Here is a 21,839-nt window from a genome sequence, read left to right as displayed (position 1 = left end):
CGTCACGGACAGCTGATCAGCACGTCCCACGGATCGGCGGCGTCGAGCGCCAGTCGGCCCAGACGCCGGGCGTAGGACGCGGTGCTGCCGAACTCGTCGGACCAGCTGCGCGCCCGCATCGTCGCCGACCACAACTGGTGCTCGATGGTGACGCCGATGGCGCCGTGTAGCTGATGGGCGATGGTCGTCACCGGGGTCACGGCCCGGCCGACGGCGATCTTGGCGATCGTCACCGCGTAATCGGCCCTGCTGCTGCCGAAACCATGATCGGTCACCGCGGCGGTGGCCAGATCCGTTGCCGCCCTTGCCTGCTCGATCTCACCGGCCATGGCGGCCAGTGAGTGCTGCACGGCCTGGAACTTGCTCAACGCGCGGCCGAACTGCACCCGCTCGCCAGCGTGGGCGACGGTGAGCTCCAATGCGGAATCGAAGGCGCCGACGATCTGCACGCACCGTGCCCACGCACCGCGGCGCACCAGTTCGTCACCGACGGCCGGCTCCAGCCGGGTCAGCCCGTCGGTTCCGTAGGCCAGGGTGCCGCGGGGCTCCCCGGCCAGGTTGTGCCCGGGGTTGACCTCGGGGTCGTCGAGCAGACCGACATACAGCCCGTCGGACTCACGGGCGGCCAGGACGATCGCGGCGTCCGACGGCCACGGCACCTCACGGGCAGTCCCGCCGGCGCCGATCGCCACCGTGAGCGGACCGGCCGGAATCTCCAGCCCCGCTTCCCCGGCCAGCCAGCCCGCCAGCAGATCGGTCTCGGCGATCGGCACGGCGGCGCTGTGGCGGGCCAGTCCGGCCAGCACGACGGCGGCCTCGCGCGGCCCGGCTTCCTGCTCGGTGGTGAGCCGGGTCAGCCCGGATTCATCGAGGGTGCGCCACAGGTCGGCGTCGTACACCTCGGGCAGTCGGCGCTTGCCGAACTGCGCGTCATAGGACCGGCGGCCGATGTCGTCGACCAGCTGCTTCAGCTCATCCAACTCGCTCATCGCACCCCCAGACCGCGGGCGATCACGCCGCGCAGCACCTCGTTGGTCCCGCCGCGCAGCGTGAACATCGGCGAATGCTGACGCGCGGTGCCGAGAATCGTCCGCAGGTCCCGATCGTCGTCGACATACTCCAGCAGGTCCGCGCACAGTTCCACTGACTGCTGCTCGAAACGCGTTCCCAGATCCTTCACCAGGGCGGCGCGTGTCGCCGCGTCCTGGCCGTCGGACAATGCCCGGGCGACCGAGACCGACAGCTGCCGCAACGCCATCACCCGCCCCATCAGGTCGCCGACCTCCGCGGCGGTACGGTCGTCGACACCCTGGGCGCCGAGCGCTCGGATGACCCCGAAGATCAGGATGGCGGTGGACAGGATGCGCTCCGGGCCGCTGCGTTCGAAACCCAGTTCGGCGGTGACCTGATGCCAGCCGTCGCCGACCTCGCCCAGCACGTCGGCGTCGCCGACGGCGACATCGTCGAAGGTCACCTCGTTGAAATGATGGTGGCCGTCCAGCGTGATGATCGGGCTGATGGTGATGCCGGGAGCATCGAGGGCGACGATGAACTGGCTGAAGCCGGCATGCCGGTGGTCGGGATCCAGCGGGCTGGTGCGGGCCAGCACGATCGCAAAGTGGGCGCGGTGCCCGCCGCTGGTCCACACCTTGGTGCCGTTGAGCAGCCAGCCGTCGTCGGTGCGGGTGGCGCGGGTGGCGGTGGCGGCCAGGTCGGAGCCGGCGCCGTGTTCGCTCATCCCGATCGCCGAGTACAGCCGACCGGCCGCGATACCGGGCAGCAGCCGTCGGCGCTGCTCCTCGCTGCCGTAGCTCAGCAGTGACGGCGCGACCTGACGGTCGGCGAACCAGTGTGCGGCCACCGGGGCGCCCGCCCCGAGCAGTTCCTCGGTGACGACGTAGCGGTCCAGGAACCCCCGCCCGTGCCCGCCGTACTCGGTGGGGATGGTCAGCCCGACGAAACCGGCGTCGGCCAGCCGTTCGCTGAATCCGGCGTCCCAGCTGGTCAGCCAGGAGTCGATCTCGGGCTGCCAGCCGAAGCTCTCCCGGTCGGCGCGCACGAACTGCCGAACCTTGAGTCGTAGGTCGGCCAGGTCACCGTCGTTGGCGCACAGCGCATCGAATTCACTCACCGGTTCCGGAGTCTAGTTCGGCGGGCTGGAGCGCAGCGACACGGGAATGCTGGTTCTCCAGCAGGAATAGTCATGTCGCCGGTCGGCGTCTGCCGCGATACTCGGAAGCTGTGAGTGTTCAGCCGAATGTGCCGCGCCGTGACCGGCTCCGTGAGCTGCTCGACTCGGTCGTCGACAGCGGCAACACCGACGTCGCCGACATGGCCCGCAGCAGCTTCGCCTCGGAGTTCCACTTCTCCCGCGAGGTCAGCCGGCTCACCGGCGAACCGCCCGCCGCGCTGCGCCGCCGCGTGATGCTGGAACGAGCGGCGTGGCGGCTGCAGCGCGGGGAAGGTGTGGCCGCGGTGGCCCTCGACGAGGGATGGTCGGCACCGGAGGTGTTCTCCCGCGCGTTCCGGCGCGCGTTCGGGGTGCCGCCGTCGCAGGCCACCGACGTCGGGTTCCGGCTGCCCGCCCCCAACGGGGTGCATTTCCATCCGCCGGAGTCGCTGTGGCTGGACAGCCCCGGCGACGCGCAGCGCCCCGACATCTCGCTGCTGATGATCGCGCACGATGTCGCCGACACGGCGGCGCTCATCGGCGCGGCCGCCGTGTTGTCGGAATCTCAATGGGCCGAAGCCGTCTCACCCGGCCAGGTGATCCTGGACTGGGACGGCGAGGAGCCCAGCGTCGCGGCGGTGCTCGGTGCGCTGGTGTGGACCAAGGAGGTCTGGCTGGCCAGCATCGAGGGCCGCGACCAGCCCGCCCATCCCGGTGTCCGCTCGGTCCGGCAATTGGCCGCCGACCACGACGAGGTGTCGGCGCGCTGGACGGCGATGGTGCGCGACCATGGCGAGCAGGGCCGGCTGGCCGACACCGTGATCGACGCGCTGTGCGATCCCCCCGAATCCTTCCAGCTGTACGGCATCATCGCGCACGTCCTCACCTACTCGGCACATCGTCGGGAAGTGGTGCGCGCCATGCTGATCCGCCACGGCATCACGGTGCACCGCGGCGACCCACTCGAATGGATGCGAAAGGACTGACATGGCAACGATCTACTTCACGGCCTCCACCCTGGACGGGTTCATCGTCGACGAGAACGACAGCCTGGATTGGCTGCTGACCCGTGATTTCGACCCGAACGGACCGTTCGGGTACGAGGCCTTCGTCGCCGATATCGGCGCGTTGGCCATGGGATCGTCCACCTACGAGTGGATCGTCAAAAATCAACCGGGGCAGTGGATGTACTCGCAGCCCAGCTGGGTGCTCACCAGCAGGCCCGGGATAGTGCAGGACGGGCACCCGGTGCAGACGTTCGACGGCGACATCACGAGCCTGCATGGCGAACTGTTGGCTGCCGCGGGGGACAAGGATGTCTGGGTGGTCGGTGGTGGTCGGACCGCGGCGCAATTCGTGGCCGCAGGCCTGGTCGACGAGATGGTGGTCACCTACGCGCCGTGCACATTGGGGGCCGGTGCGCGGCTGCTGCCGATGCGCTCGGAATGGGTATTGGCCGACGTGGGCCGCAACGGTGAGTTCGTCTGTGCGCGCTGGCGCACGGCCGCCTAAGCGGCGCGCGAGGACCGTAACTGCCGGTTGAGCCGGTTGAGCAGTTCCACGGGGCGTCGGCGATCACCCAGCTGTCGGGTGAAGCGACGGCCGGCGACGTTGAGCTCGATGAGCAACATCGGTGCCCCTCCTGTTCTATGGGTCAAGCATAAAGAATGAACGCCGAGGTCGGCATCCGATATTCCGGCATACCCGCAGGTCGCGCGTGAACAACTGATGAACACCCGACGCGGTGCGGCATTCACAGCTATCCGAATCGTTGGGACGTGAGCCGGCTGCCGGATTATTCTCACCGGCATGGGGCACTACATTTCCAACGTCCGTGATGTCGAGTTCAACCTGTTCGAGGCGCTGAGCATCGACAAAGCGCTGGCAACCGGTGACTTCGGCGACCTCGACGGTGCGTCGGTCCGTGAGATGCTCAGCGAAGCTGCCCGGCTCGCCGAAGGGCCGCTGGCCGAGGCGTTCGCCGAAACCGACCGCAACCCACCCACATTCGACCCGTCGACGCACACCGTCAGCTACCCCGAACCGTTCAAGGCCGCGCTGCAGGCCTGGCAGGACGGCGAGTGGTTCCGGGTCGGGCTCGACGAGGCCGTGGGTGGACTGCCCGCGCCGGCCATGCTCACCTGGGCCATCGGTGAGTTCGCACTGGGCGCGCAGCCCGCGGCCTACATCTGTCACTCCGGACCGGTGCTCTCCGACATCGTCCACGGCCTCGGCAACGAACAGCAGAAGCACTGGGCGTCGCTGATGGCCGAACGCAACTGGGGCGGCACCATGGTGCTCACCGAACCGGATGCCGGCTCCGATGTGGGCGCGGGACGCACCAAGGCCGTCGAGCAGCCCGACGGTTCGTGGCACCTCGACGGCGTCAAGCGGTTCATCACCAACGGTGACACCGGGGACATCTACGAGAACATCGTGCATGCGGTGCTCGCCCGGCCCGCCGGCGCGGGCCCGGGCACCAAGGGGTTGTCGCTGTTCTTCGTGCCGAAGTTCCTCTTCGACCCGCAGACCGGTGAGATCGGTGAGCGCAACGGCGTCTACGTCACCAACCTGGAGCACAAGATGGGGCTCAAGGCTTCCGCGACGTGTGAGCTGACCTTCGGTCAGCACGGGACGCCGGCCGTCGGCTGGCTGGTGGGCGATGAGCACAGCGGTATCGCCCAGATGTTCAAGATCATCGAGTATGCGCGAATGATGGTGGGCACCAAGGCGATCGCGACACTGTCCACGGGTTACCTGAACGCCCTCGAGTACGCCAAGACCCGCGTGCAGGGCGCGGACCTCACCCAGATGACGGACAAGACCGCGCCGCGGGTGACGATCCTGCACCACCCGGATGTGCGCCGTTCGCTGCTGACACAGAAGGCTTACGCCGAGGGTCTGCGCGCGCTGTACCTGTACACCGCGGCGCATCAGGACCCGAGCGTCGCGGCCATCGTGTCCGGGGCGGACGCCCGGATGGCCGAACACGTCAACGATCTGCTGCTGCCCATCGTCAAGGGGTTCGGGTCCGAACGCGCCTACCGCTACCTCACCGATTCGCTGCAGACCTTCGGTGGGTCCGGCTACCTGCAGGACTACCCGATCGAGCAGTACATCCGCGACGCCAAGATCGACTCGCTGTACGAGGGCACCACCGCGATCCAGGCGCAGGACTTTTTCTTCCGCAAGATCGCCCGCGACCAGGGCGCCGCGTTGTCACATCTGCTGGGCCGGGTGCGGGCCTTCCTGGACAAGGACACCGCCCGGACCGAGATCGCCGATGGCAGAGCGGCTTTGGCGACGGCGGTCGGCGATGCGCAGGGCATGGTCGGCGCGCTGATCGGCTACCTGGTCGAGTCGCAGCAGGAGCCCCGCGAGCTGTACCGGGTGGGCCTGGCCTCGGTGCCGTTCCTGATGGCCATCGGTGACCTGCTGATCGGCTGGCTGCTGCTGGAGCACGCCGAGATCGCCCTCGATGCGCTCGATGAGGGCGCACCGGATCGCGACCGCGCCTTCTACGAGGGCAAGGTCGGGGTGGCGGAGTTCTTCGCCCGGCACATCCTTCCGCGGCTGTCCTCGGACCGCGCCGTCATCGAGTCGATGCAGTTGGGTGCGATGGACCTGCCGGAGGATGCGTTCTGACCCTTCGCCGAAACTCGCGTACCCGGGGCAATCCGGGCCGCCGGAACCCCGGGTACGCGGGTTTCGCCGGGCCTCAGCGGATCGACACCAGCTGATCGATCGAATCCTGGGGGAGGTCGCCGTCGACGACGGCGGTCACCGTCGCGCTGTTCAGCGTGATGGAACCCTTGTGGTTGTCCAGGAAGGCCGTGTCCGCGGCATCGCGGCCGGTGGCGATCCGCACCATGCTCTGCCTGGGGGCCAGGCACGTCGCGTCGACCACGCGCCACTGCCCGTCGACATAGGCCTCGGCGACGGCGTGGAAGTCCATCGGCGAGCACCCGGGCGCGTAGACCGCCACCAAGCGGGCCGGCACGTTCACCGCCCGCAGCAACGCGACCACCAGGTGCGCGTAGTCGCGGCACACCCCGGCCCCGGCCAACAGGGTGTCGGCCGCGCCGTCGATGGGATCGCTGGATCCGGGCACGTAGCTGAGCCGGGTGCCCACCCAGGAGGACACCTTCTCCAACAAGGTGGCCGAGTCGGCGTACTGGCCGAATTCGGTTGCGGCGAAACCGAAGAATTTGTCCGCCTCGGCGTACCGGCTGGGCCGTAGGTAGGTGGACAGGTCGACATCGGCCACCGGCGCGGGTTCGGTCTGACCGATCACCGTCGCGGTGTAGTCGACCTTGAGGTTGCCCTCGGGTGCGTCGAAGACATGGATCCGGGTGCCGTGCGCGCTGGACAGTTCGCGGGCTTGAATCTCCTTGCCGTTCAACACGAACGACAGCGATTCGGTGACCTCGGCACCAGGGTGTGGAGCGACGGCGATCTGGAATTCGAGGGTGGTCGGCGCGGTGATGTCCACATCGAGTTCGGCTCTCACATCACGTTTCATGGGCTGGTGCTTTCTGTTGTAAGTGTGACGGCGCTGTCTACCCGGCCCGTCAACCGGCGAAACTGTGATCCGCAGCGCACCGCACACGGCGAATTAGCTGGTGAGAAGACGCAAATGGCCCCCAAAACCGCGGTTTTGGGAGCCATTCGTGTCTGCTCGCGCAGAGAACGTGGTGTAGCTACTGCTCCGGGGTGTAGCCGAACGGCAGCAGCACGCTCTTGGATTCGCAGTAGCCCGAGATGCCCTCGGGGCCACATTCGCGACCGATACCGGAGTTCTTGTACCCACCGAAAGGCGCACCCGCATCGAAGGCGTACATGTTGATTCCGTATGTGCCGGTGCGGATCTGCTTGGCGATCTCCACGGCCTTGCCGTAATCGGTGGTGTACACCGAACCGGCCAGTCCGTACACCGAGTCGTTGGCGATGCGCACCGCGTCGGCCTCGTCATCGAAGGGGATGACCACCAGGACGGGTCCGAAGATCTCCTCCTGGGCGATGGTCATCGAGTTGTCGACATCGGCGAACACGGTGGGCTGCACGAACCAGCCGCTGTCCAGGCCCTCGGGCCGGCCGCCGCCGGTGACGATGCGCGCGCCCTCGTCGACACCCTTCTTGATGTAGCCCTCGACGCGCTCGCGCTGCTTCTCCGAGATCAGCGGCCCGATCATGGCGGCCGGATCGTCGGGCGTGCCGGCCTGCATACCGGCCGCTGCGGCGGCGACCTTCTCGACGACCTCGTCATAGCGCGACCGCGGCGCCAGGATGCGGGTCTGCCCGACACAGGCCTGCCCGGAGTTCATCAGGCCCGAGAAGATCAGCATCGGCAACGTCGAGTCCAGGTCGGCGTCCTCCAGGATGATCGCGGCGGACTTGCCGCCGAGTTCCAGCGTGCACGGCTTGAGCTTCTCGGCGGCGATCTTGCCGATCTCCTTGCCGACCGCGCTCGACCCGGTGAAGGTGAACTTGTCCAGCGCCGGGTTGTCGGTCAGCGCACGACCGGTCTCGACCCCACCGGGCACCACCGAGAGCACACCCTCGGGCAGGCCGGCCTCGGCGAACACGTCGGCCATCAGGTTGGTGGTCAGCGGGGTTTCGGCGGCGGGCTTGAGCACGATGGTGCAGCCGGCCAGCAGGGCCGGGCCCAGCTTGTTGGCGGCCAGGAAGAACGGCACGTTCCAGGCCACGACGGCGCCGACGACGCCGATGGGCTCCTTGAGCACCAGGGTCTGGCCGTAGAGCCCGTCGCGGATGTCCTGCCAGGCGAACTTGTCGGCACCGGAGGCGTAGAACTGCAGCGTCGACATCGCCGCGCCGTACTGCATCATGTCGACGATCGTCTGCGGCTGGCCGGTCTCCAGCTTGAGCAGATGCTTGAACTCCTCGGCGCGGGCCTCGATCAGCTCGACGGCCTTGGCGAGGACCGCCTCGCGCTCCTTCGGGGACATCCGCGGCCAGGGGCCCTCGTCGAATGCCGTGCGCGCTGCGGCGCACGCGGCGTCCACATCCGCCTTCGCGGCCAGCGGAACCTGGCCGACCTTCTGCTCGGTCGCGGGGGAGAAGACTTCGATGACCTCTGGGGTCGACGGTTCGACCCACTGACCACCGATGAACAGCTTGTCCCACGTTGTCTTGAACGCCGTCTGTGTCATGGACGTCACATTACCCAGAATCCGGCGAAACGAGAACCTGTTGCAGTTCAGGGCTGCAGGACCAGCACCAGATTGCTCACCGTGAATTCGCGCAGGCCCGGCGCCGAGGTCATCCACCAGGCCCATCGAGGGTGGTAGCGGGGAAAAGCGGCGACCAGCGCGCCGGTGCTGGCGGCCCAGCGCAACCCGTCGGCCGCCGACACCGCGAACAACGACGATCCGTAGTCGTTCTTGGGCCGGTGCCCGTGCTTGCGGGCGTACCGGTCGGCGGCCCTGGCCCCGCCCAGGTAATGCGTCAATCCCATCTCGTGCCCGCCGAACGGGCCCAGCCACACCGTGTAGGACAGCACCGCCAGGCCGCCGGGCCGGGTGACCCGCAGCATCTCGTTGCCCAGCAACCAGGGGTGGCGCACATGCTCGGCGACATTGGAGGACAGACAGATGTCGACGCTGTCATCGGCGAACGGCAGCGCGGTGCCCGAGGCGCGGACGAAGGAGCCCCCGCCCGGTTCGCCGGCCGGACCCGCGTGCATCTCGGCGGGGTCCGGTTCGACACCGATGTAATGCATCCCGGCCGCCGTGAACGCGGACGCGAAGTACCCGGGGCCACCCCCGACGTCCAGCGCGGTACGCCCGGCCGGGGTGGTGGCGTTGAGCCCCGTCCACAGCTCACCGACCATGTCGACGGTGTCCTCGGCCAGCGCGCCGTAGAACCGGGCGGGGTCGGACTGTTCGAACCGGAACGCGCTGAGCAGGCGGACCGAGCGGCGCAGGGTGGCCCGGCGGGCGAAGTCACGGGTGGGCCGCACCCGGTCAGCCTACGGTTCAACCGTGGCCCACCAGCGAGCCGAGGCGTTGCCGGCGGGCCGGTTAGGCTGGGCGACGTTATGCCCCGAACATCCCGTGACCCCCAGGTGCAGCGTGTGCTGTTGCTGGGCTGGCGCGACACCGGGCATCCGCAGGGCGGCGGCAGCGAGGCCTACCTGCAGCGCATCGGCGCCCAACTGGCCGACGCCGGGGTGGCGGTCACCCTGCGCACCGCCCGCTACCCGGGTGCCCCACGCCGCGACAGCCTGGACGGGGTGACGGTCAGCCGCGGCGGCGGGCCCTACTCGGTCTACGTCTGGGCGGGGCTGGCGATGGTGGCCGCGCGGGTCGGGGTGGGGCCGCTGCGCCGTGCCCGGCCCGACGTCGTCATCGACACCCAGAACGGCATCCCCTTCCTGGCCCGGCTCGCCTACGGCAAGCGCTCGGTGCTGCTGGTACACCACTGCCACCGCGAGCAGTGGCCGGTGGCAGGCCGGCGCACCGGCCGGTTCGGCTGGTTCGTCGAATCGCGGCTGTCTCCGGCCCTGCACCGGCGCAATCAGTACGTCACCGTGTCGCTGCCCTCGGCGCGCGAGCTCACCGATCTTGGTGTGGCGCCCGCCCAGATTGCGGTGGTGCGCAACGGGGTCGATGAGGCGCCGCAGGCATCGCTGACCGCGCAGCGCTCCGCCACCCCGCGGGTCGCGGTGCTCTCACGGCTGGTGCCGCACAAGCAGATCGAGGACGCCCTGGACGCGGTCGCGGTGCTGCGCCGCCGGATTCCGGACCTGCACCTCGACATCGTGGGCGGCGGCTGGTGGGAACAGCGGCTGGTCGACCACGCCGCCGTGCTCGGGATTGCCGATGCCGTCACCTTCCACGGCCATATCGATGATGAAGCCAAACACCATGTGGTGCAGCAAAGTTGGGTTCACCTGATGCCTTCCCGCAAGGAAGGGTGGGGGCTGGCCGTCATCGAGGCCGCCCAGCACGGGGTGCCGACCATCGGCTACCGCAGCTCCGGTGGCCTGACGGACTCCGTCGTCGACGGTGTCACCGGATTGTTGGTGGACGGTCCCGACGAACTGGTCGACGGGCTGCGCCGGTTGCTCACCGACCGGGTGCTGCGCGACGAACTCGGCGCCAAGGCGCGGAGTCGCAGCGCGGAATTCTCCTGGGTGCTCAGCGCGGATGCGATGCGCACCGTCCTCGAATCGGTGCACGCGGGCCGCTACGTCAGCGGCGTCGTCTGACCAACCCACGCGCCGAAACCGTATTCCAGACGGCGAAGTGCGGGTGAACGCCTTCAGGAATACAGTCTCGGCACGAGAACCGGGTGGCGTCGCGTTACCAGCGCGCCCACCCCGGTGCCGATCAGGATCGCCAGCCACACCACGTGCGCGGTGATCAGCAACCCACGTCCCGAAGCCGCCGGCGCCGTCCCGCCGATGTCATACAGCGCGATGTCGCCGTCTCGGTAGGCCACCGGCAAATCCAGTGCACCGGAGCCTGATTCGACGACCACCCAGCCGATCCCGGCGTCGGCCAGCTCACGCTGGGAGGCCCCGTCGAGCAGCAGCCGGGTCGCCTCGCGGCCGCGCGCACCCTCGCCGGGCACCGTCTGCCCGCCGATCACCAGGTCGCCGCTGCTGAGTACCTCGGCGGACACCCAGCGGGGCAGCGGGTCGAGCACCGGAGCCTCACCCGCCCAGGAGAATTGGCGCATGCTGTCCGGCGGTAGCACCGCCACCGGTCGCGGGTCGGCGTTGATCATGGCCGCGACCGTCGTCCAGCCCGCCGGGTAGGTCACCGAACGCACCTGCCCGCCGACACCCCAGGCCAGATCGGGCAGCACCGCGATCAGGGCGACGCAGCCCAGCACCGCCGCCGAACGGCCCAGTCGCGCAACCCCGGCGGCGGCCAGCGCGTAGCCGGGAACGGCCAGCGCCACCCACTTCTGCCCGTCCCGGAGCAGCCCTATCCCGGGCACCGCGCGCATCACCGCTTCCAGCGCCGCCATCCCGGGCCCGGTGGCCATTGCCGCGGGCAGCACCACCGCGATCGCGGCAAGCACCAGCAGGGGGCGTGCCTGCGCACAGCGGATCGCCGCAGGCAGTCCCGCGCACACCGTGGCCAACAGCACGACGGTGCCCAGCAGCGCGAAAAGTGTTGTGCGTGAATCGGGTACCGCCTGGGCATTCCAGATACCACCGAGGCCGGCGAGGCTGCCCAGGGTCCCGAGACCGGGCTCGGCGCGGGCCGCGAACGCCGACACCCCGGCACCGGCCGTCGAGGAGAGCGAGTCTGCGACCACCGCGGCCACCAGCCAGGGCAGTGCCGCACCGGCCGCCGCCGCCGCGGTGATTGCGATATCGCGCCACCCCCGGCAGCACACCAGCGCCACCACCGCCGCCAGCAGCAGCCCGGTCGGCGTCAGGCCCGCCAGCGCGATCCAGAACACCGCCGGCCAGTACCGGCGCTGCAGCATCATCGCGGCCACCCAGGACAGGCAGCCGTAGCCGACCAACAGGCTCCAATGCCCCTGCAGCAGCCGCTCGGCGACATACGGATTCCAGATGGCCACCGTCGCGGCCATGCACTGACCCGCCACTCCGGCCTCCGGCAGCACCTGCGCGACCAGCCGTGCCGCACCCCAGCCGGCCAGCCACAGCCCACCGATCAGCAGCAGCTTCACCAGCACGCCGCCGTCGATCACCGGCGAGAGCAGCGCGATCACGAAGTCCTGCGGCAGCGCCCGCGGCGCGGCCTGGGTCAGGCCCAGCGCGGCGTCGGAGAGGTGCGACCGCGGGGTGGAGACGGCGTCCCGCAGCAGCACGTAGCCCGGTGCCAGCAGTGGCCCGGTGACGATCAGTGCCAGCGCGAACGCGTATGCAGGCGCGATCCACCGCCGGTGGGCGGTGGCCGGTGATGCAGGGGTGGTCAGACCGGTCGGTCCGGCGGCAGGTCGGTGGGCCGTCGGGTGGGGATCTTCTCGGTCTGCGCCTCGGCTGCGGGCATCGGCCCGGATTCGTCGTCACGCCGGCCGAAGAAGCCGCGGTCCGATCCGTCGAGGCCGGGATCGATCAGCGCGGACTCGGCGCGCAAGGCGAACGAGCCCAGCAGCACGCCGCCCACCAGGGCCACCAGACCCAGCGCGGTGAAGGTGATCGGCAGGACCCGGCTCCACAACGCCAGATGATCGGACTCGTCGCGCGCGGCGGCGACCTGCGACTCGACCGTCTCCTCGGTGGAGTTCACGGTGTAGTCGGCGAACGTCACCTCGGGCCTGAGCTCGTCACGTGCGTAGTAGTGGAATCCGTGTTCCTTGGCCCGCACGATGGTGCCGGTCACCGGATCCACCCAGAAGGTGCGCTGTGCCGCGTAGTAACGCGTCATGGTGATCGGATCTTCGGGGCTCTCGGCTTCCACACCCCACAGCGACGCGCGGGCGGTCACTTCGCCGTCCTCGTCGTTGTCGTACAGCGAGGCGTACCGGACCGGCTCGACGAGCTTGCCGTCCGCGTCGTAGCCGACGTTCTGGGTGAACCGGAAGGTGGTCAGTCCGTTGACGTCTTCTTCGCCGTCGTAGTTGGCGTCGAAGGCCTTCTGCGCGATCGGATCGAAGTAGGGGTAGGTCTTCTTCTCGGTGTCGAACGGGAACCGGTAGGACAGTCCCTCGTGCGGCAACGCCACGTTCGTCGGCGGGTTGTCATCCTCGATGCTGCGCGGCTTCTGCACCGCGCCGCCGGGATTGGTGTCGCTGGACACTGCGAGCGCGCTGGCGCGATCCAGGGTGACGGTGTCGACCAGGGCCAACAGCAGCCCTTCGTCCTGTTGCTTGTCGGTGCGCCGCAGCGTGCTACCGACCTGCAGGGTCACCACCTCGGCGTTGGCCGGAGCCTCCACGCTGAGCTGCTGCTGCAGCGCCACTGGGACGTTCTCGTTGATGACGAACGCTTCCCCCGAGGACAGCGACGCCGGATCGAGCGCGGTGCCGGTGCCCTCACTCATGAGGTCGGCATCGAGATCCAGCGGGATCTTTGCGATCTTGCCTTGGGTGTACGTGGACAGCAGCAGGGCTGCGATCAACAGGGCAGCACCCAGCCCCAGAAGTCCACATGCGGCAATTCGCAGGGCTACGGCGCGGTTCAACCCGTGCTCCCTTCGGTCGCTGACGACCCTAACAGCACTCTGTGAGGGCGAGAACTGTGACGATCGACTTCGACACTCCCTGGTCGCTGCGCTCTTGCCCGCCGGTCTCATTCCCCGGTCGCTTCGCTCCTGCCCGCCGGTCTCATTCCCCGGTCGCTTCGCTCCTGCCCGCCGGGGGCACACTGGTCGCCATGACGGCGTCTGGCGATCGCACCACCTCAGGTGCCGCGCGCAGCTTTCTGCCCGCCGTCGAGGGAATGCGGGCCTGCGCCGCGGTCGGGGTTGTCATCACCCACGTGGCGTTCCAGACCGGCAACACCGGTGGCGTCACCGGCAGGCTGCTGGGCCGCTTCGACCTGGCGGTCGCCGTGTTCTTCGCGCTGTCGGGCTTCCTGCTGTGGCGGGGGCACGCGGCAGCAGAACGCGGCCTGCGCCGTCGCCCTCCGACCGGGCATTACCTGCGCTCGCGGCTGGTCCGAATCATGCCCGGCTACCTGGTGGCCGTCATCGTGATCCTGACGCTGATGCCCGATACCAACGCCGACTTCACCGTCTGGCTGGCCAATCTGACGCTCACCCAGATCTATGTTCCGCTGACGCTGACCAACGGGCTCACCCAGATGTGGAGCCTGTCGGTGGAGGTCTGCTTCTACATCGCGCTACCGGTGCTGGCGCTGCTGGCCCGGCGGCTGCCGGTGGGTGCGCGCATCCCCGCCGTCGTCGCGCTGGCGGCGGCGAGCCTGGCCTGGGGGCTGATCCCGTTCGACCCGCCCTACGGCGTGAACCCGCTCAACTGGCCACCGGCCTTCTTCTCCTGGTTCGCCGCGGGAATCGTGCTGGCCGAGCTGTCGGTGAGCCGGGTCGGCTGGGCGCACCGGCTGGCGCGGCGCCGGTTGTTGATGGCGGCGGTGGCGGTGGGGGCGTTTCTGGTCGCGGCCTCGCCGCTGGCCGGCCCGGAGGGGCTGACGCCGGGAACGGTGGGCCAGTTCGTGGTGAAGACCACGATGGGCGCGATCGTGGCCGGGACGTTGCTGGCACCCCTGGTGCTCGACGCGCCCGACACCGCGCACCGGGTGCTGGGCAGCCCGGTGATGGTGACGCTGGGCCGCTGGTCCTACGGGCTGTTCATCTGGCACCTGGCTGCCCTGGCGATGGTGTTTCCGGTCATGGGGTATTTCCCGTTCAACGGCCACATGCCGGTGGTGTTGGTGCTGACGCTGATCTTCGGCTTCGCGATCGCAGCGGTCAGTTATGCCCTGGTCGAGTCACCGTGCCGGGAGGCGCTGCTGCGCTGGGAGGCCCGGCACCGTCGTTCGGCGCCGCTGGACAGTGCGGTGCGTGACACCGCTCAGTAACCGCCGCCGTGTTCGAAGATCCGCCGCGGGTTGTCGACCAGCATGGTCGTGAGCTGCTCGTCGGTCACCCCGCGCTCTTTCAGCGCCGGGATCACGTCGTTGTGGATGTGCAGGTAATGCCAGTTGGGCATCACCACCGACACCATGTCCTCGGGGAGCGCATCGAAATAGCAGGACGCGTCGTGGGAGAGCACCATCTTCTCGGCGTGGCCGCGTTCGCACATCCGGGCCACCGTGTCGACGCGCTGCTCGAACGGCAGGATCGAATCGATGCCGAACCGGTCCATGCCCAGGTAGGAGCCGCTCGCGATGAGTTCCTCCAGGTAGTCCAGGTCGGTGCTGTCCCCGGAGTGCCCGATGACGACGCGGCTGAGGTCGACGCCCTCCTCGGCGAAGATCCGCTGTTGCTCCAGGCCGCGCCGGCGGCCGGCATGGGTGTGGGTGGAAATGGGCACACCGGTCTCCCGGTGCGCGGCGGCCACGCTTCTCAGCACCCGCTCCACCCCCGCGGTGACGCCCGGTTCGTCGGTGGCGCACTTCAGGATTGCCGCTTTGATGCCGGTGTCGGCGATGCCCTCGGTGATATCGCGGACGAACATCTCGGTCATGATCTCGGGTCCGTCGAGCAGGGTGCCCGGACCCTGGTAGTGGAACCGGAACGGCACATCGTTGTAGGTGTAGAGGCCGGTGGCCACCACGATGTTGATCTCGGTGGCCGCCGCGATCTTCGCGATCCTCGGGATGTAGCGGCCCAGCCCGATGACGGTCAGGTCGACGACGGTGTCCACACCGCGGGATTTCAGTTCGTTGAGCCGGGCAATGGCGTCGCTGACGCGGCGATCCTCATCGCCCCAGCCCTCTGGATAGTTCTCCGCGATCTCGGTGGTCATGATGAAGACGTGCTCGTGCATGAGCGTGACGCCGAGGTCAGCGGTATCGACCGGCCCGCGTGCGGTGTTCGTATCGGCCACCCCGCCGATGCTAGGAGCCGCCCACTGCGGCCGAGGCGGTTCGCGAGTATCGACATCTACCCGGTACCCGGGGTACCGTTTTGCCGATGGAGAAGTTGGACACGGACACCCCGGACGGTGCGGCGATCGCGCTGCACGCACGTGCGGTGCAGTTCGATCTCACCGACGTGCCTGCTCAGTGTGTGTACGACGACCCGTACGCATCGCACCTGTACAACGGGCTGAGCCTGCTGCTGCCCGCCGGTGAGGAGTGGTTCGTCTCGATCCTCAAAGAGGCGTTGCCGCACATCGAGGACGAGAAACTCCGCGAGGACGTCATCGGCTTCATGGGCCAGGAGGCCATGCACGCCAACGCCCACTCCGGCGTCAACGAGTACCTGGAGCGGCACGGCATCGACCCGGCCCCGGTGCTCGACCGCGCGCACTGGGTGTTCGGCAGCCTCCTGGGCCCGCGCGACGCCACCGGCGCCAAGGCGCACAACTATCTGGTGGAGCGGCTGGCCGTGATGGCCGCGCTGGAACACATCTTCTCGTTCCTGGGCGACTGGGTGCTCAACGCCGAACGGCTCAACGGCCAGACGGCGCACCCGACGATCGTCGACCTGCTGCGCTGGCACGGCGCCGAAGAGGTCGAGCACCGCATGGTGTCCCACGACGTGCTGCGCTATTTCGACCACAACTACGCGCGGCGCGCCTGGGCGCAGGTCGTGGCAGGCCCGATGTTGTTGTACTTGTTGTGGCAGGCCACCCGGTACCTGATGCGGGTCGACCCGAACCTGACGATGTCGCGGTGCAAGCGAAAAGCAATCTGGCGCGGCCTGATCCGTTCCGGGCGCCGCGGCGTCACCCCGTCGATCACGCACACCGCATGGCGTGGGATGCAGTACTTCTCGCCGCGGTATCACCCCGGCGATGTCGGGGACACCGCCCAGGCCGTCGCCTACCTGGCCTCCTCGCCCGCCGCGCGGGCCGCGGCGCGGTGAAGCGTCCCGCACCGCCGCTGGGCACACCGCTCGACGACCGGGCGACGAATTTTGTTGTGTCGCTTCTGGAACGGTTCTGGCTGGGGCGCGTCACCCAGGCCGACTACGGCGACGAACGTGCCCTTCGCGGCGCTGACGCCGCGCTCACGCTGCAGGTGACCGGACGCACCGTCGTCGCCCAGGACAACGACGTGGTCGCACTGACCTTCGCCGCGCCCGACGGCGCCACGCTGCCCGCGTGGCAGCCCGGCAGTCACCTCGATCTGCACCTGCCGTCGGGGCGGCGCCGGCAGTACTCGCTGTGCGGTGACCCGCAGGACCGGTCGCAGTACCGGATCGCGGTGCGCCGGATCCCCGGCGGTGGTGGCGGATCGCTGGAGATGCATGCGCTGTCGGTGGGGGATTCGGTCAGCGTGCGCAGCCCGCGCAACGGCTTCCCGTTCATTCCCTACGACCGGGCGCTCTACATCGCCGGTGGTATCGGCATCACCCCGGTGCTGCCGATGGTGCTCGCGGCCCAACGGCTGGGCACCGATTGGCATTTCGTGTACTGCGGGCGCAGCGCGGAGAGCATTCCGTTCCTCGACGAGATCGCATCCTGGGACCCGTCCCGGGTGACCATCCGGTTCGATGACGAACACGGACTGCCGACCGTCGAGGACCTGCTGGGTCACGCACCCGCCGGCGGGGCGGTCTACGTGTGCGGGCCGCCGCCGATGATCGAGACGGTGCGCCAGAACTTCGACAGATCCGGCGCCGCGGCACTGCATTTCGAGCGTTTCAGCGCTCCGCCGGTGCGCGACGGCACGGCGTTCGAGATCGAACTGGCCGGCAGCGGTGAGGTGCTGCCGGTGGCCGCCGACGAATCGGTGCTCGACGCGCTGGTACGGCACCGCCCCGACACCGCCTACTCGTGTCGCCAGGGTTTCTGCGGTACCTGCCGCGTCGGGGTGCTGGCCGGCACACCCGAGCACCGCGAGAACAGGCTCACCGCCGAAGAGCGTGAGACCTCGATGTTGACCTGCGTATCCCGTTCGCTCACTTCACGTCTCGTGCTCGATCTATAGCAACCGTCGACGCCGCGAGCATCGCCACCGACAACAGCGCGAGGAACTGCACGCCGACCGAATGGCCGAGGTACCCGTCCACCGAGCGCCACGGGCCACGGGACAGGGCCGCGCCGGCGGCGATCAGCCCACCGGCGGACACCCCGACGGTGATCCTCTCTGACCAAGCCCGTCCCGCCAGCAGGTACCGCACGCCGATCGCCGCCGCCACCACCGCGATCCCGGTGACCCCGCTGATCAGCGCGCCCACCGCGAGGACCGCGGCGCCCGACAGCCACGGCGCGGGCACCCACGGCTGCGCCGACTCGCCGGTACTCTCACGCCGGATCGGCAGCAGCGCAAGCAAAGCCAGTATCGGGAGCAGCGCCAGCCCGCCGAAGAGCCCGATCCGGTAGGTCAGGTTGGAGGGGAAGGTCAGCGTCAGCGTGCCGCTGGTGCCTGTGGGGACCACCCAGCCCTGCTGCCACCCGTTGACGGTGATGGCGCGTAGTGCCGTGCCGTCCTGAGTGTGGGCGACCCAGCCGGGATTCACGCTCTCGGGCACCACGATCACCCGGTCGTGATCCACCGCGTCCACCTCCACCTCGCGGTGATCGGAGGTCCACTTGCCGGTGGGCGCGTCGATGATCGGTGCCGGGCGCAGTTCAGCGGCGCGCGGGGTGTCCAGTTGGACGCCGTCGACCACGAATGCCTCGCCCGGGCTGACCACCAGTTCCTGCTGGCCCGCGGGTAGCGTGACGGGCTCGGTCTGGCAGGGCTTCGCCGCGATGGGCTCGTTGTCCAGCAGCGCACCGACGGTGGTGGCTACCGAGGTCTGGATGAACTGCCCGGCCACACCGATGATCGGCCCCCTGCCGCACGGCAACGTGATCGGGCGGCCCCCGTCGGCCGGGTCGGCCGCCGCAATCGGCTTGCCCGCGCGGTCCAGGACGGTCACCTCGGCCAGGCCGGTGGGCTTGAGCTGATCGAAACCCAGTGCGGTGCGGTCGATCACATCGGTCCAGTCCAGGATCGACACCTGCACAGTGTCGGTCACCGCGGGGAACAGGTCGAAGGTCTGCGGCCCGCCGCCGTCGAGGCGGCGGACCTGCGGGCCGGCGCCCAGGTCGATGGCGACCATCGTCGGATGTGCCGGCAGCACCGTGGCACTCGGTGTCAGGGTCAGCGCGGAAACCTCGGTGCGCGCGGGCAGTTTCACCGTCAGCGTCGGCGGCTTCTTGAGCTGCACATTGTTCTGCGGTGCCGTCCACGCGGTGCGCACATCGCCGTCGGTGGCGGCGTAGGCCGAGCCGAGTACGTCGATCAGATCCGAATCGCCGGTCGCGCGGGTGTTTCCGGGCTCGCTGATCAGATCGGCCAGCCGTGGACCCTGTCGCGCCCGCACCCATACCGTCGGGGTGACCGCGGTGGCCTCCGGAACCGTCAGGGTGCGGCTCATGTTGACCGCCTCCTCGGGGGCGAGCGCCATGGTGGCCGCGCAGAGGATGGCGTCCGGTGCTTCCGCGCAGCCCGGCCGGCCCAGCAGCTCGGAGCCGAGATCCCATTGCGCGACCGCCGATCCCGCGGGCGGACCCGGCACGTCCACGGTGCGCCGCAGGGTGACCGGATGGGCGAAACCCGATGCGTCGTACTGGGTCACGGACAGATCGGTGATGCCGAACTGCACACCGGGTGAGCCGTCGTCGGTGCCGACGGCGGTGATCCGCATCCACGGCGTCTCACCGAACGGCAGCGCCGCGGACAACGGTTTACCGGGCTCGTCGAATCGCAGAGTGGTGGTGCCGTTGATCGTGGACACCTCGATGCGGCGGACCTGCGCGCCGACAGCGGTGGCGCTGGGGGTGATGGTGACCGCGGCGTTGGTCACCGGATGGTCGAAGTCGACCTGCATCCACTGGCCCAGCGCGGTCTGCAGCGAGTTGGACACCCAACTTGTCGAGGAATCGGCATCGATGGCCGCGGCCGGCCCGGAGGACGGCGAAACATTGGGTAGCGCAGTCGAATCCGCCGCAGAGCTGGAGACGCTGATATTGCCGCCGGTCCACCTCGCATAGAGCGGGTCGGTGCCGGCCGGATAGTCCATCACCCGGTTGAAGGTCTGACGCCGCTCGTCGGGGGTGCGCACCGCCGAGGAATGGTTGTCCACCCGGCCGTAATCGGTTTCGCGGGCCAGTGGCGTGTCGGTCACCGTCACCAGCGGGGCGCCGACACCGGCACGCTGTGCGTCGGCGGTCAGCAGCATCGGCCCGAGGGGTTCACGCCCGGTCAGTCGGCGTCGTTCGGCAAGGCGCAACAAGGCTTCCGGGCCGCCGTCGACGCGGGCCATCGCATCCAGGTCGGTCAGATACGGCGCGGGCCGGGCGTCGTCGACGCGGTAGATCTCGATCGCCGGGTAGCGGGGACGCAGGCCGCTGTCGGTGACGAACCCCTCCAGGGTTCCCGGCCCCACCGGATCACCGAATTCCGCGACCCTGGTCAGGCCGGGCGACCCGTCGATGGCACGGTGCACCAGGATCGGGCGTGCGGACCGTGATGCGTCCGGATCCAGGTCGTTGCGCACCACCACAAACGAAATACCTTGCTGGGAAAGCGTATCCGCCAGGCCGGCCGAGGGTTGCCCGGCGGCGAACAGCCGCTGCACCGAGTCGAGCGCTCGAATGGTCTCCGGTGGGGTCAGCGGGATCGAGTCGCGCACGCCCCAGGGGTTGTTGCCCAGCACCTGCAGTGGCTCGTCATGGCTGTTGCCCCACACCTGGGTCGCGAACGGGGCGCCCGGCGCGACGAGCACCCGTCCGCGGTCGGTGTTGTGCTCATCGAGCCAGTCCGCGGTGTCGTGCCAGTAGCCGGGGATCGCCTCGAAGCTCCCCGGCGGGGTCAGCCGGCCGGTCCAGGCCAGTGAGGTGCCCGCGGCCAGCGCGGTCAGGATGACCAGGCCGACGGCGACCCGCCTGTCGCGTTCGGGGTAGGCGAACGCGCGCACCCAGCTGGGCCGGGACACGGTGCCGGGCAGGGGTATCCGGCCCAGCAGATGCGCCAGGCCCAGCGCCAGGGGCAGCCGGATCAACGGTTCCAGCTTGTGCACGTTGCGCAGCGGGGTGCCGTCGGCGTCGAGGAACAACTGCACCTGCGTGGCGATCGGGGAACCCAGCCCGCCCGAGTAACCGACGGCGAGCAGGGTGATGCCGACGAAGAGGATCGCGATGAGCCGGCCCCGGGCCGGCATGGTGCGCATCGCCAGGCCGGCCAGCCCGGCCGCCGCGACCAGGGTGGTGGCCAGCACCGCGACCGAACTGGTGACCAGCGTCGAACCCGCGGTGGCGGTGGGCGCGACGAACGGTGTCCAGCTGTCCGTGCCGCGCAGCACCTCGGTCAGCGACAGCCAGCGAGTGGTGACCCCGGAGGACTCGATGTAATCCAGGAACGGCGGACTGATGCGGCCCAGCATCACCAGCGCGACCGACCACCAGGTGATGGCCAACGCCGTGCACAGCGCCCACCACGCGGTGAACCGCCACCACTGCCGGTTCGGGCGGTGCGCCGCCCACCAGATGACGGCGGCCAGGCAGCCGGTCAGGGTGGCGACGGCGTTGACCGCGCCCATCAGCGCCACGGCCGCTGCCGAACGCGCGGCCAGCAACCGGATCCGGTCGTCGCCGCGCATGGCGTAGATCACGGGCAGCAGAACCCACGGCGCCAGCATCATCGGCAGCGTCTCCGAGGAGATGGCGCCCAGGGTGGTCAGCACCCGCGGGGACAGGGCGAAGGCCGTCGCGGCGATGATCCGCGCGCTGGTGGTGCCGATCCCCAGCGCCTCGGCCACCCGCAGCAGGCCCCAGAACCCGACGGTGAGCAGCAGCGCCCACCACAACCGTTGGGTCACCCAGCCCGGCACGCCCAGCACATCGCCGGCCAGGAAGAACGCGCCGTGCGGAAACAGGTAGCCGTAGGCCTGGTTCTGGGCCTGCCCGAACGACAGGTCGCTGTTCCACAGATCGGCGGCACGTGCGAGGAACCGCAGCGGGTTGGCGGTGAGATCGAGTTTGGTGTCAGGAGAGATGCGGCCCGGCGACTGGATGAACGCCAGTATCAGAAATGCGGTGCCGACCAGCCACAGCCAACGCCGCGACAGTTGATTCCGAACTCCGGCTGCCGGCGCGCCCG

Annotated in this window: 17 protein-coding genes; 7 read left to right on the top strand and 10 right to left on the bottom strand. The window is 69.3% G+C overall.

The features are described 5' to 3' along the window. Nucleotides 1–2 precede the first annotated feature (2 nt). Both ASE48_RS25435 and ASE48_RS25430 read right to left on the bottom strand, forming a co-directional pair. Nucleotides 3–989 (bottom strand): acyl-CoA dehydrogenase family protein, encoded by a 987-nt coding sequence (locus ASE48_RS25435; protein WP_057169912.1) that lies wholly within the window; start codon nucleotides 987–989, stop codon nucleotides 3–5. Further along, entirely contained in the window at nucleotides 986–2,131 is a 1,146-nt protein-coding gene (locus ASE48_RS25430) for an acyl-CoA dehydrogenase family protein (protein ID WP_057169911.1), read from the bottom strand. The genes ASE48_RS25435 and ASE48_RS25430 overlap by 4 nt, the downstream gene beginning before the upstream one ends. A 110-nt stretch (nucleotides 2,132–2,241) precedes the next feature. Between ASE48_RS25430 and ASE48_RS25425 the strand changes: the two genes are divergently transcribed. Continuing rightward, on the top strand, nucleotides 2,242–3,156 hold the full coding sequence (locus ASE48_RS25425; protein ID WP_057169910.1) for a helix-turn-helix domain-containing protein: 915 nt from the start codon (nucleotides 2,242–2,244) through the stop codon (nucleotides 3,154–3,156). A gap of 1 nt (nucleotide 3,157) precedes the next feature. Continuing rightward, nucleotides 3,158–3,682, top strand: coding sequence for a dihydrofolate reductase family protein (locus tag ASE48_RS25420; RefSeq protein WP_057169909.1), 525 nt, complete (start codon nucleotides 3,158–3,160; stop codon nucleotides 3,680–3,682). On the opposite strand, the gene ASE48_RS33715 is transcribed toward ASE48_RS25420, so the two are convergent. After that, the gene (locus ASE48_RS33715; protein WP_268766330.1) at nucleotides 3,679–3,801 is read right to left on the bottom strand and encodes a hypothetical protein; all 123 of its coding nucleotides are present in this window, start codon (nucleotides 3,799–3,801) and stop codon (nucleotides 3,679–3,681) included. The genes ASE48_RS25420 and ASE48_RS33715 overlap by 4 nt on opposite strands. 178 nt (nucleotides 3,802–3,979) lie before the next feature. Between ASE48_RS33715 and ASE48_RS25415 the strand changes: the two genes are divergently transcribed. After that, nucleotides 3,980–5,815, top strand: a complete 1,836-nt coding sequence (locus tag ASE48_RS25415) for an acyl-CoA dehydrogenase (protein WP_057169908.1) — start codon at nucleotides 3,980–3,982, stop codon at nucleotides 5,813–5,815. A gap of 73 nt (nucleotides 5,816–5,888) precedes the next feature. On the opposite strand, the gene ASE48_RS25410 is transcribed toward ASE48_RS25415, so the two are convergent. The 3 genes from ASE48_RS25410 to ASE48_RS25400 all read right to left on the bottom strand — a co-directional run bounded on the left by ASE48_RS25410 (nucleotide 5,889) and on the right by ASE48_RS25400 (nucleotide 9,152). After that, nucleotides 5,889–6,692 (bottom strand): transglutaminase-like domain-containing protein, encoded by an 804-nt coding sequence (locus tag ASE48_RS25410; protein WP_057169907.1) that lies wholly within the window; start codon nucleotides 6,690–6,692, stop codon nucleotides 5,889–5,891. A gap of 178 nt (nucleotides 6,693–6,870) precedes the next feature. Continuing rightward, nucleotides 6,871–8,343 carry an aldehyde dehydrogenase gene (locus tag ASE48_RS25405; RefSeq protein ID WP_057169906.1) on the bottom strand — a complete coding sequence of 491 codons (1,473 nt, stop codon included), beginning with the start codon at nucleotides 8,341–8,343 and terminating at the stop codon, nucleotides 6,871–6,873. Nucleotides 8,344–8,390: 47 nt separating this feature from the next. Beyond that, a complete protein-coding gene (locus ASE48_RS25400) occupies nucleotides 8,391–9,152 on the bottom strand; it encodes a class I SAM-dependent methyltransferase (RefSeq protein ID WP_057169905.1) in 762 nt (253 codons plus the stop codon). Nucleotides 9,153–9,230: 78 nt separating this feature from the next. Between ASE48_RS25400 and ASE48_RS25395 the strand changes: the two genes are divergently transcribed. After that, nucleotides 9,231–10,403, top strand: a complete 1,173-nt coding sequence (locus ASE48_RS25395; protein ID WP_057169904.1) for a glycosyltransferase family 4 protein — start codon at nucleotides 9,231–9,233, stop codon at nucleotides 10,401–10,403. Between the two features lie 53 nt (nucleotides 10,404–10,456). On the opposite strand, the gene ASE48_RS25390 is transcribed toward ASE48_RS25395, so the two are convergent. Beyond that, the gene (locus ASE48_RS25390) at nucleotides 10,457–12,052 is read right to left on the bottom strand and encodes a hypothetical protein (protein ID WP_200962269.1); all 1,596 of its coding nucleotides are present in this window, start codon (nucleotides 12,050–12,052) and stop codon (nucleotides 10,457–10,459) included. A gap of 38 nt (nucleotides 12,053–12,090) precedes the next feature. Continuing rightward, nucleotides 12,091–13,302: a DUF3068 domain-containing protein gene (locus ASE48_RS25385; RefSeq protein ID WP_057169902.1), complete on the bottom strand. Its 1,212-nt coding sequence runs from the start codon at nucleotides 13,300–13,302 to the stop codon at nucleotides 12,091–12,093. A gap of 191 nt (nucleotides 13,303–13,493) precedes the next feature. On the opposite strand from ASE48_RS25385, the gene ASE48_RS25380 reads away from it, so the two are divergent. Beyond that, the gene (locus ASE48_RS25380) at nucleotides 13,494–14,657 is read left to right on the top strand and encodes an acyltransferase family protein (RefSeq protein WP_057169901.1); all 1,164 of its coding nucleotides are present in this window, start codon (nucleotides 13,494–13,496) and stop codon (nucleotides 14,655–14,657) included. Here ASE48_RS25380 and ASE48_RS25375 read toward each other — a convergent pair. Then, nucleotides 14,651–15,628, bottom strand: coding sequence for a phosphotriesterase (locus ASE48_RS25375; RefSeq protein WP_057169900.1), 978 nt, complete (start codon nucleotides 15,626–15,628; stop codon nucleotides 14,651–14,653). The genes ASE48_RS25380 and ASE48_RS25375 overlap by 7 nt on opposite strands. Before the next feature lie 86 nt (nucleotides 15,629–15,714). On the opposite strand from ASE48_RS25375, the gene ASE48_RS25370 reads away from it, so the two are divergent. Both ASE48_RS25370 and ASE48_RS25365 read left to right on the top strand, forming a co-directional pair. Continuing rightward, nucleotides 15,715–16,611, top strand: coding sequence for a metal-dependent hydrolase (locus ASE48_RS25370; protein WP_057169899.1), 897 nt, complete (start codon nucleotides 15,715–15,717; stop codon nucleotides 16,609–16,611). After that, nucleotides 16,608–17,678 (top strand): PDR/VanB family oxidoreductase, encoded by a 1,071-nt coding sequence (locus ASE48_RS25365; protein WP_057169898.1) that lies wholly within the window; start codon nucleotides 16,608–16,610, stop codon nucleotides 17,676–17,678. The genes ASE48_RS25370 and ASE48_RS25365 overlap by 4 nt, the downstream gene beginning before the upstream one ends. On the opposite strand, the gene ASE48_RS25360 is transcribed toward ASE48_RS25365, so the two are convergent. After that, nucleotides 17,650–21,807 carry an alpha-(1->3)-arabinofuranosyltransferase gene (locus ASE48_RS25360; protein ID WP_200962268.1) on the bottom strand — a complete coding sequence of 1,386 codons (4,158 nt, stop codon included), beginning with the start codon at nucleotides 21,805–21,807 and terminating at the stop codon, nucleotides 17,650–17,652. The two genes, ASE48_RS25365 and ASE48_RS25360, sit on opposite strands and share 29 nt — an antisense overlap. Between the last annotated feature and the right edge of the window lie 32 nt (nucleotides 21,808–21,839).

Origin of the sequence: Mycobacterium sp. Root265, from assembly GCF_001428895.1 — a bacterium.
Classification (GTDB): domain Bacteria; phylum Actinomycetota; class Actinomycetes; order Mycobacteriales; family Mycobacteriaceae; genus Mycobacterium.
Note: the sequence above shows the minus strand (reverse complement) of the source record. Positions and strands in the feature narration are given on the sequence as shown.